This window comes from Streptomyces sp. NPDC111507 (assembly GCF_055638955.1).
Map to the genome: position 1 here is coordinate 636,459 of NZ_JBVKBU010000004.1, position 12,321 is coordinate 648,779.

The 12,321-nt window shown below is 70.4% G+C and carries 13 protein-coding genes; 8 read left to right on the plus strand and 5 right to left on the minus strand.

Going from position 1 to position 12,321, the window contains the following annotated elements; translation table 11 throughout:
* Positions 1-793 precede the first annotated feature (793 nt).
* From ACZ7M2_RS20600 to ACZ7M2_RS20620, 5 genes are all read left to right on the plus strand, one after another.
* Positions 794-937: a hypothetical protein gene (locus ACZ7M2_RS20600; protein ID WP_471596442.1), complete on the plus strand. Its 144-nt coding sequence runs from the start codon at positions 794-796 to the stop codon at positions 935-937.
* A gap of 150 nt (positions 938-1,087) precedes the next feature.
* A complete protein-coding gene (locus ACZ7M2_RS20605) occupies positions 1,088-1,357 on the plus strand; it encodes a hypothetical protein (protein ID WP_471596443.1) in 270 nt (89 codons plus the stop codon).
* A gap of 336 nt (positions 1,358-1,693) precedes the next feature.
* Positions 1,694-2,224 (plus strand): hypothetical protein, encoded by a 531-nt coding sequence (locus ACZ7M2_RS20610; protein WP_471596444.1) that lies wholly within the window; start codon positions 1,694-1,696, stop codon positions 2,222-2,224.
* A 506-nt stretch (positions 2,225-2,730) separates the two neighbouring features.
* Positions 2,731-3,060 carry a hypothetical protein gene (locus ACZ7M2_RS20615; protein ID WP_471596445.1) on the plus strand — a complete coding sequence of 110 codons (330 nt, stop codon included), beginning with the start codon at positions 2,731-2,733 and terminating at the stop codon, positions 3,058-3,060.
* 23 nt (positions 3,061-3,083) lie between these two features.
* Positions 3,084-3,404 carry a hypothetical protein gene (locus ACZ7M2_RS20620; protein WP_471596446.1) on the plus strand — a complete coding sequence of 107 codons (321 nt, stop codon included), beginning with the start codon at positions 3,084-3,086 and terminating at the stop codon, positions 3,402-3,404.
* Between the two features lie 175 nt (positions 3,405-3,579).
* On the opposite strand, the gene ACZ7M2_RS20625 is transcribed toward ACZ7M2_RS20620, so the two are convergent.
* A complete protein-coding gene (locus tag ACZ7M2_RS20625) occupies positions 3,580-4,341 on the minus strand; it encodes a phosphoglyceromutase (protein ID WP_471596447.1) in 762 nt (253 codons plus the stop codon).
* A gap of 152 nt (positions 4,342-4,493) precedes the next feature.
* Here ACZ7M2_RS20625 and ACZ7M2_RS20630 point away from each other — a divergent pair, with 152 nt between their 5' ends.
* Positions 4,494-5,747, plus strand: a complete 1,254-nt coding sequence (locus ACZ7M2_RS20630) for an MDR family MFS transporter (RefSeq protein WP_352044038.1) — start codon at positions 4,494-4,496, stop codon at positions 5,745-5,747.
* Positions 5,748-6,041: 294 nt separating this feature from the next.
* On the opposite strand, the gene ACZ7M2_RS20635 is transcribed toward ACZ7M2_RS20630, so the two are convergent.
* Positions 6,042-6,518, minus strand: a complete 477-nt coding sequence (locus ACZ7M2_RS20635; protein WP_471596448.1) for a DUF2000 family protein — start codon at positions 6,516-6,518, stop codon at positions 6,042-6,044.
* Here ACZ7M2_RS20635 and ACZ7M2_RS20640 point away from each other — a divergent pair.
* Positions 6,517-7,317, plus strand: coding sequence for a helix-turn-helix transcriptional regulator (locus tag ACZ7M2_RS20640; RefSeq protein WP_471596449.1), 801 nt, complete (start codon positions 6,517-6,519; stop codon positions 7,315-7,317). The two genes, ACZ7M2_RS20635 and ACZ7M2_RS20640, sit on opposite strands and share 2 nt — an antisense overlap.
* Positions 7,318-7,380: 63 nt before the next feature.
* On the opposite strand, the gene ACZ7M2_RS20645 is transcribed toward ACZ7M2_RS20640, so the two are convergent.
* The 3 genes from ACZ7M2_RS20645 to mshA all read right to left on the minus strand — a co-directional run bounded on the left by ACZ7M2_RS20645 (position 7,381) and on the right by mshA (position 11,084).
* Positions 7,381-9,063, minus strand: a complete 1,683-nt coding sequence (locus ACZ7M2_RS20645) for a glycosyl hydrolase family 28-related protein (RefSeq protein WP_471596450.1) — start codon at positions 9,061-9,063, stop codon at positions 7,381-7,383.
* 138 nt (positions 9,064-9,201) lie between these two features.
* On the minus strand, positions 9,202-9,693 hold the full coding sequence (locus ACZ7M2_RS20650; protein WP_352044034.1) for a type III secretion system chaperone family protein: 492 nt from the start codon (positions 9,691-9,693) through the stop codon (positions 9,202-9,204).
* Between the two features lie 53 nt (positions 9,694-9,746).
* Complete coding sequence (gene mshA / locus ACZ7M2_RS20655) at positions 9,747-11,084, minus strand: D-inositol-3-phosphate glycosyltransferase (protein WP_352044033.1); 1,338 nt, start codon at positions 11,082-11,084, stop codon at positions 9,747-9,749.
* A 267-nt stretch (positions 11,085-11,351) separates the two neighbouring features.
* On the opposite strand from mshA, the gene ACZ7M2_RS20660 reads away from it, so the two are divergent.
* Positions 11,352-12,173, plus strand: a complete 822-nt coding sequence (locus ACZ7M2_RS20660; protein WP_352044032.1) for a class I SAM-dependent methyltransferase — start codon at positions 11,352-11,354, stop codon at positions 12,171-12,173.
* The last annotated feature ends 148 nt before the right edge of the window (positions 12,174-12,321 follow it).

The window sequence follows — 12,321 nt, forward strand, 5'->3', positions numbered from 1 at the left end:
AGAGCGGGGGCCCCGCCAGGACCTATGGCACTGGTCGCAGTCGAGGATGCTGATGCCCCGATCCACCTCGCCCGCGACGCCCGCGGTGGCGTATGCCGGCGGCGGCCGTCACGGAGGGCCGTCACAGAGGGCCGTCACGGAGGGTTGGCCGCCATTCGGCAGGCCCCGTTCGCGGCGCCGCCCGGCGTACCTGCCTGGGTCAGGGCGCTCACACAGCCCCGCAGGTCACCGTGCACCCCTTGGGTGCAGGCCGTTCTGACGGCGTCTGAGACTTGGACGCCCGTTTGTTGGACCATGTTCGTGCAGGCCGGGATGTCCGCGTGGGCGGCGGGGGCGGCGAAGGCCACGCCGCCGAGTGTGAGGGTCAAACCGGTGAGAACACCGGTGATACGGGCCGCCGTGTGCATGGGAGACACCTGCTCTCCGGGGCTGGTCGGGGATTCGCGGCTTCAAGGCGCCGAGCAGCGGACGCGCCCGGTATACGACCGTGCCCTCGGGCCCCCGCACCCGTCCGCTCGGCAGGACTGCCCCTCCTCTCTTCGACGCTAGAACAACCCGCCGCCGCGCGCACCGCGGCCCGACGGCGGGACACTCCCGACCGGCTCATCCCGCTCGTCCGGGCGGTCCCACCGGTGCGGGGCGCTGCGCTCGGCGATCGCGGGTACGACCACGACCAGTACCGCCGTCTCCCCTTCCTTCCTCGGCGTGAAGCCGTTGACTACCCGACGCGGTACCGACCACGACTCCGGGCTGCGCGCCGGACGCCGGGCACCCCGGGCCCCTCTTCGGCTACGTGCCCCAGGGCGAGATCCTCTTCGAGCTGGAGGGACAGCCGTCCCGGGTGCTCAAGGCCGGTGCCGCCGTGTTCGCGCCGCCGGGTACCCCGGTTCTGACCGTGTTCAGCGCGGAGGAACTGGCCGAACGCGGATGGCCTTGAGTGGCCTTGAGCACTCTTCCCTGACACCTCACGATTCGTAGGGTCCGATCCATTCGAGACTGGCTCGGGGGGCGTGTGGCTGTTCCTGCGACTGGGAGTCGTGTCCTACGCGTGATCCGCGGCATTGGCTCGTGCTTGAAAGAATTCCTGGTGGAACTCGTCGGAGAGGCAGTGCTGACGTTGGTCGCCTGCTGTGCCGTGGCGGGTCTGGCTCTGGCGTTCGTCCGGGGATGGGAGCACAGCCCGCCTCTCACCGAGGGTGCAGGTGGTGTCTTGCTGGTCTTCCTCGGCTATGGCGGCTGGGAACTGCTTCGTCCCGCCAGGCCAGGGCGGCGCGGACGACTGGCCGGCGTGGCGGCCGCCGCGTTCGCCGTGGCCGCTCTCTTCATCGCCTACGCCGCGTCCTGCACGTGCCCCTGAACGGTCGGACTGGACACATGCCTGGCAACCGTCGCGGAGGAAGGGGCGCGGAGGTCGGGGCGCGGACCTTCATCGTCCCCACGCAACTTGGGTGAGTGCTTCCCCTCGGCCGGAGTGCCGAGCACCTGCTGCGAAGGTCCACACGCATACGTGGTCGTCCACCAGACACTCACGTTGCCTGGCGCTCTTCGCTGCTGTGCTACCCGCGTGCTACCACTCGGCTCAGCACAAGAGTTGAACGTGTTCAGAAATGGTGCCAGCATGACGGAGCCGTGATCGGTGAGCGGTTGAGCCGCAGTCGCCTGCCGTGCGGCTTCTTTTGGGGAGGGAAGGGCCATGCTGACCCACTCATCCGGCCTCGCCAGAGGGTGGTGGTGGCATGCGGTGTTCGTCGCCTGTCTGCTCGCGCTCACGGGATGTAGTCCCCGTATGTATGACGAAGTGCCCGCGCTGCATGACGCGAAGCGGGCAGAAGTATCGGGGTCATGGATCGGCTACGACCGGACGAACGTTGTCTTCTGGCCTGACGGGAAGGCCAGCATCCGTCTCTTGGACGGACAGGAATGGGACTTCGACGACAGGTGGCGCCTGTCAGGCACGGGAGCCTGGAAACTGACTGACAAGCGGACCGGATGGAACGACGGCCAGCATGTCCGACTGACTCTCACCTCACGTACCGCGGTCGCGACACGTGTGCCGGAGCCGAACGAGCCGCTTGCCCCGCTGGCGGACCGCTCCCAGACGCCCAAGACCTACACGTGGACATTCGAGTTGCGGCGCGACGACAAGGAAGTACTGGAGCTCTACTTCTTCTTCGGCGACCCGGACTCACGCAGCACATACGTCCTGCAGGGAGGTGAGCCATAGTCCATGGCATCACCGTCCGACCAGACGACCCAGTTGCCGGCAGCCGAAACCCCATCCCCTGGGACGGCGCCCCGCGCTGGAGAAGGACCGCCCTGCGGGCGGGCGTTCTTCCGGCGCCGACTGCCCAACTGCCTGCGGCCAACCGCGCGGCTGGCCGCTTGTCGCGTCACTTGTCGTCCGGCTTGTCGCTCGTCTTGTCTTGTCGCTCGTCGGCTCGCAGGTCGGACCACGTTTCGCGGTCCCCTGCCGAGCGCCTCCACCTCGTCGCGCGACAAGCGACAAGCGCAAGGGCCGCGGCGCGCCTGCTCGCGGGTCATGTCCCTCGTCGTGGTGCAGGGGATCAGTTCTCGGTAGCGCTGGGGAACCTGGGCGAAACCCGTCTAGGGGTAACCCGCGCAGGCGGCCGCGAGGCGCTCGGACAGCCGTTTGCGGCGGCGCGGTGGGGCGGTCAGGGACGTGGCCCGAACTGTGATCTGGCGATTGGGCGCGCACGTTACCGTGCGCGGATGACATTCGAAGATCATGGCCGGTTGGCCCCCCGCACGAACGACGCCTGGGCCGACGCCCTGGCCCGCGCGGTGCAGCTCGCGCTCGCCACGCTGCGGTCGGCTCCCTCGGAGGCGGAGGCGTGGGACGTGACAGCCGGTTCGTTGGAGTGGACGTGCTGGGAGACGGCCGAGCACCTGGCGGACGACCTGTTCTTCTACGGCATGCAGATCGGGACGCCCGGCCTGCCGGCCGGCACCTATGTCCCCTCAAGATGCACCGCCAACGGCCCGAAGGGCCGGTCAACGTCCTCCAGGCCGATCGGGAGCCGGGCCCGTCCGGGCTGCTGACGGTCCTGGAGGCGTGCGGTGCGATGCAGGTCTCCCTGACTCGCACAACTCCCCCGTCGGCCCGCGCCCACCACGCCTCCGGTGCCTCAGACCCGGCCGGTTTCGCGGCGATGGGCATCGTCGAGACCCTTCTCCACACATACGACATCACAGCCGGCCTCGGCTTGGAGTTCACCGCCCCCGACGACCTGTGCGCACTGGTCCTCGGAAGGCTCTTCCCGCATGTGGAGAGCGACGAAGAGCCGTGGCCGACGCTGCTGTGGGCGACCGGGCGGGGTGACCTCCCGGGGCGGGAGCGGCTGGAGAAGTGGCGCTGGTACGGGGAGGTCCGTGAGGCAGAGTGAGGCCCCTCGCGCTCGGAACCACGCGGGGTTGAGGAGCATCGCGCGTCAGCGAGGACTCCAGCGCCGAATCTGCTGCCGACCCAGGCCACCAGCGGCCGGGGAGTCGTCGGTCCCAGGCCGTGAAAATGCCCCTGAGTCGCGCCGTATGCGCAGCTCAGGGGCATGATCAGGAAAGCTACTTCTTCTTGCCCTGGTTCTTGACCGCCTCGATCGCGGCCGCCGCCGCGTCCGGGTCGAGGTACGTGCCGCCGGGGTTGAGCGGCTTGAAGTCGGCGTCGAGCTCGTAGGCGAGCGGGATGCCGGTCGGGATGTTCAGGCCCGCGATGTCGGCGTCGGAGATGCCGTCGAGGTGCTTGACGAGGGCGCGCAGCGAGTTGCCGTGGGCGGCGACCAGGACCGTGCGGCCGGTGAGGAGGTCGGGGACGATGCCGTCGTACCAGTACGGCAGCATGCGGAAGACGACGTCCTTCAGGCACTCCGTGCGGGGGCGCAATTCCGGCGGGATCGACGCGTAGCGCGCGTCGTTCGCCTGCGAGAACTCGCTGTCGTCGGAGAGGGGCGGCGGCGGGGTGTCGTACGAGCGGCGCCACAGCATGAACTGCTCCTCGCCGAACTCGGCGAGGGTCTGGGCCTTGTCCTTGCCCTGGAGGGCGCCGTAGTGCCGCTCGTTCAGACGCCAGGAGCGGTGGACGGGGATCCAGTGGCGGTCGGCGGCCTCCAGCGCGAGCTGGGCGGTGCGGATCGCGCGCTTCTGGAGCGAGGTGTGCACGACGTCGGGCAGCAGGCCGGCGTCCTTCAGCAGCTCACCGCCGCGGACTGCCTCCTTCTCGCCCTTCTCGTTGAGATTGACGTCCACCCATCCGGTGAACAGGTTCTTCGCGTTCCATTCGCTCTCGCCGTGGCGGAGGAGGATCAGCTTGTACGGTGCGTCGGCCATGCGTCCGAGCGTAATGGAAGCCTTCGTCCCCTCGCGCCCCTGCCCGGAAGGCGGACAGTTGACGGCATCTGTTAATTGAGTGGCCCCCGGAGACCTCCCGCTCGTAAGTTGCCATCAGTACATGAGCCGCTTACATCCTTGGGGGACGACCGATGCCACTCGCCGTCATGCGACGCGCCGCCCGAGAGACCGTCTCGGGGCTCCCCCGCGAGTTCTGGTGGCTGTGGACCAGCACCCTGGTCAACCGACTCGGTGCTTTTGTCGCCACTTTCATGGCTCTGTACCTGACGCTCGACCGCGGCTACTCCGCCTCGTACGCGGGTCTCGTGGCGTCCCTGCACGGTCTCGGCGGTGTCGTCTCCTCGCTCGGCGCGGGCGTGATGACCGACCGGCTCGGGCGCCGGCCCACGCTCCTCGTCGCCCAGACCTCCACGGCCGCCTCGGTCGCGCTGCTCGGCTTCATGCACGACCCGGTGAGCATCGCCGCGGTCGCCTTCCTGGTCGGAATGGCCAGCAACGCCTCCCGGCCCGCCGTCCAGGCGATGATGGCCGACATCGTGCGGCCCGAGGACCGCGTCCGGGCGTTCTCCCTCAACTACTGGGCGATCAACCTCGGCTTCGCCGTCTCCTCCATGGCCGCCGGTTTCATCGCCGAGTTCAGCTACCTCGCGGGCTTCCTCATCGAGGCCGGCATGACCCTGGCCTGCGCGCTCCTCGTCTTCGCGAAGCTGCCGGAGTCCCGGCCGGCGCAGAACGCCAAGGAGGCGAGGGACGACGTCGGCCTCGGGACCGTGCTGCGCGACCGGCGCTTCATGAGCGTCGTCGGGCTGTCCTTCCTCGTCGCCCTGGTCTTCCAGCAGGGCTCCGTGGGACTGCCCGTCGCGATGGGCGAGGCGGGCTTCACCCCGGCCGACTACGGCATGGCGATCGCCGTCAACGGCGTCCTCATCGTCGCGCTGCAGATCCCGGTCACCCGTTTCATCCAGCACCGGGATCCGCGCCGGCTGCTCGTGATCTCCTCGGTCCTCGCCGGGTACGGCTTCGGGCTCACCGCCTTCGCCGGGTCGGTCGGCGTCTTCGCGCTCACCGTGTGCGTGTGGACCCTGGCCGAGATCGTCAACGCGCCCACCCAGACGGGCCTGGTCGTGCAGCTCTCCCCGACCCACGGCCGCGGCCGTTACCAGGGCATGTACACCCTCTCCTGGTCACTCGCCGCGCTGATCGCTCCCCTGATGTCCGGTGTGGTCATCGACCGGTTCGGGGCCGAGTGGCTGTGGGGGCTGTGCGCGCTGGTGGGCACGGTGGCCGGGCTCGGGTACGGCCTGCTGATGCGGCGGCTGCCCACGGAGGAACCGGCGGTGGAGACCGGTCCGGCAGTGGCGAAGCCCGAGGTCAGCGCGGCCTGACGCCGACTCGCTGCTCCACCGGCACCCGCTTGTCGCTCTCGGCCGGCACTCCGAGGCGGAGAAACTCCTGCGGACCACGAGAGACCGAGCACGAGGGGCCGGCACGGGAGGCCGGGCACGAGGGACCGGGCGCGGGAGGTCTACGCAGTCGACGGCCGTCTGTACATCAACATCACACAACATCACCCGTTTGCCCGGCGACGCCCCGGCGGCCCAGGGAAAGACCTACGACGCCCGGCAGCTGCGAGCTTCCCTCAAGCGCAAGAGCTCCCCGAAAAAACACCCCCGCTGACCTCACGGACGCATCCGCGCCCCCTTCACCACCTTGTCCACCGCGTTCCGAGGCCCGTACACGGCCAGCCCCACCACATCCAGTCCGACCGTGGCGACAGCCCGCACCGCCGCCCGGTTGTCCCGGTCGTTGCCGGTGCTGAAGAGATCCGACGTGAAGACGGCTCGGGGCAGCGCACGGCTGAGCGCCCTGCCGTGTGCCGCCACAAGGACCTCCTTCGTCCCCTCGAAGACCAGCACAGGCTGCCGGAACATCGGCAGATACGGCACCCCGTCCGCGTCCTCGTACGGCTCCCCGATCACCTCGGGGACCTGCGTTCCCAGGCCGCTGACCAGGAAGGACGTGACGTTCAGACGTTGCCAGGGCTCAAGGTCGTCCCGCAGCAGGACGACGATCTTCGTATCGAAGCGGATCGGTTCGCTGTTCATGGATCGAGACTGCCGACCGCCGTACGACGCCGTCTTGTACGTTCTTTGCATGGTCGCTCAGCCGGAGGTCTCCGCCTGGCGCTCGCGCGTTCCGGGTGTCGTGGAGGTCTTCCACGCCCACTTCACCGAGTACGCCTATCCGATGCACGTGCACGAGGCCTGGACGCTGCTCATCGTCGACGACGGGGCCGTACGGTACGACCTCGACCGGCACGAGCACGGCACCCCGCACGACACGGTGTCCCTGCTGCCGCCGCACGTCCCGCACAACGGCTCCCCGGTCACCGCGCACGGCTTCCGCAAGCGCGTCGTCTATCTCGACGACACACATCTGGGCGAGGACCTCATCGGGTCCGCGGTGGACGGGCCCGACCTGCGAGACCCCGTGCTGCGACTGCGCGTCGGCCAGTTGCACACCGCGCTCGGTCACCCCGGTGACGAACTGGAGGCCGAGAGCAGACTGACGCTCATCGCCGAGCGGCTGCGCACGCATCTGCGGACCGGCACTCCCGCCGCCACCCCGCGCGACTCCCCCACCCTCGCCCGCGCCCTGCGCGAACTCCTCGACGGACACCTCACCCAGGGCATCGGCCTCGATGAGGCCGGGCGGCTCATGCACGCCCATCCCGCCCATCTGGTACGGGCGTTCAGCGGCGCCTACGGCATCGCACCCCACCAGTACCTGATGTCCCGCCGTGTCGAACGGGCCCGCCGTCTCCTCCTCGATGGCCGGCCGCCGGGCGAGGTGGCGTCGGCGACCGGCTTCTACGACCAGTCCCATCTCACCCGGCACTTCAAGAAGTTGGTCGGGGTGACTCCGGGGCGCTACGCACGCTCGAGGCCGGCGTGACCCCGTGGGTACGCTCCGCACCCCTCACGGTCACCTTCACCGGGTACGGCGCACTCGGCCGAGTCAGAGGTCCCGCTGGGCCTCGTACAGATTGCGCGGGCGTACGACGTCCGTGGTCCCGTACAGCTCCAGGCGGGAGTGCAGGTCGCCGGTGAAGTCGGGGACGTCGATCTGGTCGAACTCGGTCACCTCGTTGAGGCCGACGGTGGCGGAGTAGGGCGCCAGACCGTCGATCTTCATCAACCCCGCGCGGCCGTTCGTGACACGTATGTTCCAGTGGGTGAAACGTGCGCCGAAGAGCGGACCGGCGCTCGCGTCGCCGCCGTGCCGCCCGTTGTTGTCGACGGTGATGTCGGTGCGGACGTTGGCGAAGGGCAGACCCCGGTGGGAATCGAAGGTGCCCATCTGGAGGTCGCCGCGCGACCAGACGTTGTAGGAGGAGAGGCCTTCCACGTTGATGCCGTGGAGCTGGGTGTTCGACGGGGCCGGGACCGTGCGCTGTTCGATGGTGAAGTCCTCGACGAGGTTGTCGTGCGAGCCCTCGCGGCAGAAGTACGGGTGGTGCGAGCCGCGGCCCGCCACACGGGTGCGACGCAGGGTGCAGGCGGAGGCGGCGACGAATCCGAAGCCGTTGTCGACGTGCCGGACCGTCACGTCGTCGACCCAGCAGTCGTACGCGCACTGGAGGACGACCCCGTTGTAGCCCTTGTCGAGGAGATGCGGGGACTGCGGCGTCTCGACGGCCTCCAGGGTGAGGCCTTCGACGCCGGAGCCGGTCAGCGGCTCGACGTGGGTGATCAGACGCGGGTCCCACTCGGGGCGTATGTCGAGGGGCAGCGGGCGCTCCAGGGTGACCTTCGTGCCCCGCACCCGCGCGACGCGTACGGGCCACTCGTAGGGGACGTAACTCGTGAGCTTGGTCTTGTCGTCCCAGTAGTACGCCTCAGGGCCCGGACCGCCGCCCGCCATGTGCTCCAGAAGGGTGTGGTCGGCGTCGTCGGCGAGCCGCAGGAGGACGAGCCGGCCCGGCTTCAGCGGGCGGGGGTCGGCGACCGTCACCGACCAGGAGCCGCGGGTGGCGGGGGCCACGGCCGTCAGGGTCTCCCACTCGTCGCGCTTGTTGCCGGTCCAGCCCTCGAAGGGCCAGGCCTTGTCCTTGATGGCGGCGACGAGGGAGTCCCAACGGGCCGTGGGCGCGAGCCAGATGAGGCCGCCCGCCCAGGACCAGGACGACTTGTCGCCGCCGTAGCGGGAGCCGTAGACGCCGATCAGCTCGGTGAGGTTCCTGGTCGCGTACAGCTTCGTACGGTCGCTGCCGGCGCCGCGCAGCACGACGTTCGAGTGGCCGATGCGGATCAGGCCGTCGATGCGGAAGGTGCCGGGCGGGATGAGCACCGTGCCACCGCCGGCCCTCCCGGCAGCGGCGATGGCACGGTTGATCGCGGGCGCGCAGTCCGTGGTGCCGTCCGCGACGGCGCCGTAGGCACGGACATCGGCCACTACGGGGCGGCGGGGGAAGCGCGCCGCCCCGCCCCGGTGGCCGGCCCTGCCGACGTACGGGATCTGCGGGTGGGTGAAGGGGGTGCGGGTGAACTCCCGCCAGACGGTGGGGACTCGACCTGGGTCATGGGGGCGTGCGACAGCGGTCGCGGCCGTCGCCGGTCCGCCGGTCACCGTGGCGGCCGCCACCGCCACGGCGCTGCCGAGCAGGCCCCGTCTGGTGATGCTCACGTACTCCTTGCTCATACCCGCCCGCCTTCCGTCGCATTCCATTGACTTTCATGGATGTGAATGACGTTCAGATCTGCGTCGGCGGTGAGCATGCCACTGAGACCCCTGGCTCGGAAGGGGTCATGCACTACTTAGTTGGACTGGACCTGGAATTCAGCCAGCAGGACGCTGAGTCAGGTGGGTGAACGCATCCAGATTGCGGGTCGATTCGCCGCGGGACACCCGCCAGGCGTACTCCTTGCGGATCGCGGAGGCGAAACCGAGCTCAAGGAGAGTGTTGAAAGCGCCGTCGGCGGCCTCCAGGACCGAACCGAGCAGCCGGTCGACCCCGTCCGGGGTGACCGCGACGAGCGGCAGTTTGCCGACCAGATACACGTCCCCCAGGGAGTCGACCGCGTAACTCACGCCATAGAGCTTGAGATTGCGCTCCAGGAGCCAGCGGTGGACGCCTTCGTGGTTCTCGTCGGGGTGGCGGATCACGAAGGCGTTCAGCGACAGGGAGTGCTTGCCGACGATCAGCGAGACGGTCGTCGAGAGCTTGCGGGTGCCGGGCAGTTTCACGACGTACGAGCCCGCCTTGGGGCTCTCCCACTCCAGCTCGGCCTCGGTGAGGACCTGCTCGATGATCGACGCTGCGTCAGCCATGGAGGGAGCGTACGTCAGACGTCCGGCGGACCGGCCCTCGGGCGGTGCGCGCGTCAGCCCTGATGGGCGCGCACCTTGCGGCGGTGGGCCTGTACGGCCGCCGTGTACACGTCCGCCGTGGCGGCGGCCGCGGTGTCCCAGCCGAAGCGCTGCGCGTGCCGGGCGGCAGCCTCGCCCATCCGTGCCGACAGCGCCTGGTCGTCGGCGAAATCGCGCAGCACGCGCGCGTAGGCGACGGGATCGTGCCCCGGGACCAGGAATCCGGTCTCCTGATGGCGCACGGCGACGGGCAGCCCGCCGACCTCGGCCGCCAGGACCGGCGTGCCGGCCGCCTGTGCCTCGATGGCGACCAGCCCGAAGGACTCGCTGTAGGAGGGCATGACCAGCACCGACGCGGCCCGGAACCAGTCCGCGAGCTGCTCCTGGCCGACGGGCGGCCTGAAGCGCACGACATCGGCGATCCCGAGCCGGGCGGCGAGCTTCTGCAGCCCCTCGGGCTTGGCGAGACCGGTGCCGCTGGGGCCGCCCACCACAGGGACGACGATGTTGCCGCGCAGCTCGGGGCGCTCGTCCAGGAGGACGGCGACCGCGCGCAGCAGCACGTCGGGGGCCTTCAGGGGCTGTATGCGGCCCGCGAAGAGCGGGATCAGCGCGTCCTGCGGGAGCCCGAGGCGGGCGCGGGCGGCGGCGCGGCCGTCGGCCGGGCGGAAGCGGTCGAGGTTGACGCCCGGGTGGACGACGGCCACCTTGCCGGGCTCGGCCTCGTAGTGGCGGGCGAGCTCGTCGGCCTCTTCGGAGGTGTTGGCGATGAGACGGTCGGCGGCGCGCACGATCTGGGTCTCGCCGATGACACGGGCGGCGGGCTCGGGGGTGTCGCCCTCGGCGAGCGAGGCGTTCTTGACCTTGGCCATGGTGTGCATCGCGTGCACCAGGGGCGCGCCCCAGCGTTCGGCGGCGAGCCAGCCGACGTGGCCGGAGAGCCAGTAGTGCGAGTGCACGAGGTCGTAGTAGCCGGGTCGGTGCCCGGCCCAGGCCTGCATGACGCCGTGCGTGAAGGCGCACAGCTGGGCGGGCAGGTCCTCCTTGGCGAGGCCCTCGTACGGGCCCGCGTCGACGTGCCGGACGAGGACGCCGGGGGCCAGTTCGACGGTCGGCGGGAGGGCGGCCGTGGTGGCCCGGGTGAAGATCTCGACCTCGATGTTGATCGCGGCGAGGCGCTGGGCGAGCTCCACGATGTACACGTTCATGCCGCCGGCGTCGCCGGTGCCGGGCTGGTGCAGCGGCGAGGTGTGGACGGAGAGCATCGCGACGCGACGGGGCCTGCGGTGCAGCCTGAGCCGTGAGGGCGTCGCCGGGGAGCGCCGCCCGAGCCTGCTGACGTACTGGCTCACGTGGCGTTCCTCCTCGCTGCGGGCATGCCGGTCGGAGGGCGCACCGCACCCTCCGAAGGGCGGCAACGCCGGAGCGGTCCGCTCCATTTCCCTTCCGCGTTCCCTCCCGCACCCCTTTGCCGAATCATTACCGAGAGTCGCTCAACCGTTCGAGGGCGAGTTGCGTGCGCGGCTCTCCTCCCTTCTTTTCCACAGGTTGGCGGAGGGTCGCCGGAGGTTATCCACAGGCCCACACGGGCTTCCTCCCGGCCGCCTACTCTCGTACGCATGACAACCCGCGCCGCGTCCCGCCCCGTGGGTACGGTGACGCGCGGGACCACCAACCCCAACCGACTGCGCCGCATGGACCGCTGGATCGCGGCCACGCACGGCGCCGAGCTGCGCAGAAGCGCCGACCCGGTGGCGGTCGACCTCGGATACGGGGCGGCTCCCTGGACCGCGGTCGAGCTGCTGACCCGCCTGCGCACGGCCGCCCCCCGCACCCGCGTGGTGGGCGTGGAGATCGAGCCGGCGAGGGTCGCGGCGGCCCGGCCGTACGAGCGCGAGGGACTCGTCTTCCGGCACGGCGGCTTCGAGGTCCCGGTGCAGGGCAGCCCCTCGCTCATCCGCGCGGCGAACGTACTGCGCCAGTACGACGAGGAGCAGGTCGCCGAGGTCTGGCAGCGTCTGTGCGCACGCCTCGCACCGGCGGGCCCCGGCTCCCGGGGCGGGCTGCTCGTCGAGGGCACCTGCGACGAGATCGGCCGCCGGCACGTCTGGGTCGCTCTGGGCCCCGAGGGCCCGCGCACGGTCACCTTCGCCACCCGCCTGGGCTCCCTGGACCGCCCGTCCGACCTCGCCGAGCGCCTGCCCAAGGCGCTGATCCACCGCAACATCCCGGGCGAGCCCGTGCACGCGTTCCTCCGCGACTTCGACCGCGCCTGGGCCGCGGCCGCGCCGTACGCCTCGTACGGCGCGCGGCAGCGCTGGATACGCACGGTCGGCGACCTGACGGCGGACTGGCCGGTCACGGACGGGATATCCCGTCGGCGCCAGGGCGAAGTCACGGTGCGCTGGGAGGCGTTGGCCCCCCGCGGGACCTTCGCGTAAGCGCGGGGCGCGGGGGTGCCGGACAGGCGTGCGACGTCTGGATGACGCACGGGCGTCAAGCGCCGCACAGACATCGGACACCCGGGCGAGGCACGGGCGTTGAAGGCTGGGGTGCGACGAACCGGGACGCACGGGTGTGCGAGACCGG

Coding starts and splice junctions, on each gene's coding strand:
- ACZ7M2_RS20610 (WP_471596444.1), top strand. CDS start 1,694: ATGCTGACCCACTCATCCGGCCTCGCCAGAGGGTGGTGGTGGCATGCG.
- ACZ7M2_RS20625 (WP_471596447.1), bottom strand. CDS start 4,341: ATGGCCGACGCACCGTACAAGCTGATCCTCCTCCGCCACGGCGAGAGC.
- ACZ7M2_RS20645 (WP_471596450.1), bottom strand. CDS start 9,063: ATGAGCAAGGAGTACGTGAGCATCACCAGACGGGGCCTGCTCGGCAGC.
- ACZ7M2_RS20640 (WP_471596449.1), top strand. CDS start 6,517: ATGGTCGCTCAGCCGGAGGTCTCCGCCTGGCGCTCGCGCGTTCCGGGT.
- ACZ7M2_RS20620 (WP_471596446.1), top strand. CDS start 3,084: ATGCAGGTCTCCCTGACTCGCACAACTCCCCCGTCGGCCCGCGCCCAC.
- ACZ7M2_RS20650 (WP_352044034.1), bottom strand. CDS start 9,693: ATGGCTGACGCAGCGTCGATCATCGAGCAGGTCCTCACCGAGGCCGAG.
- ACZ7M2_RS20630 (WP_352044038.1), top strand. CDS start 4,494: ATGCCACTCGCCGTCATGCGACGCGCCGCCCGAGAGACCGTCTCGGGG.
- ACZ7M2_RS20615 (WP_471596445.1), top strand. CDS start 2,731: ATGACATTCGAAGATCATGGCCGGTTGGCCCCCCGCACGAACGACGCC.
- ACZ7M2_RS20660 (WP_352044032.1), top strand. CDS start 11,352: ATGACAACCCGCGCCGCGTCCCGCCCCGTGGGTACGGTGACGCGCGGG.
- ACZ7M2_RS20635 (WP_471596448.1), bottom strand. CDS start 6,518: ATGCAAAGAACGTACAAGACGGCGTCGTACGGCGGTCGGCAGTCTCGA.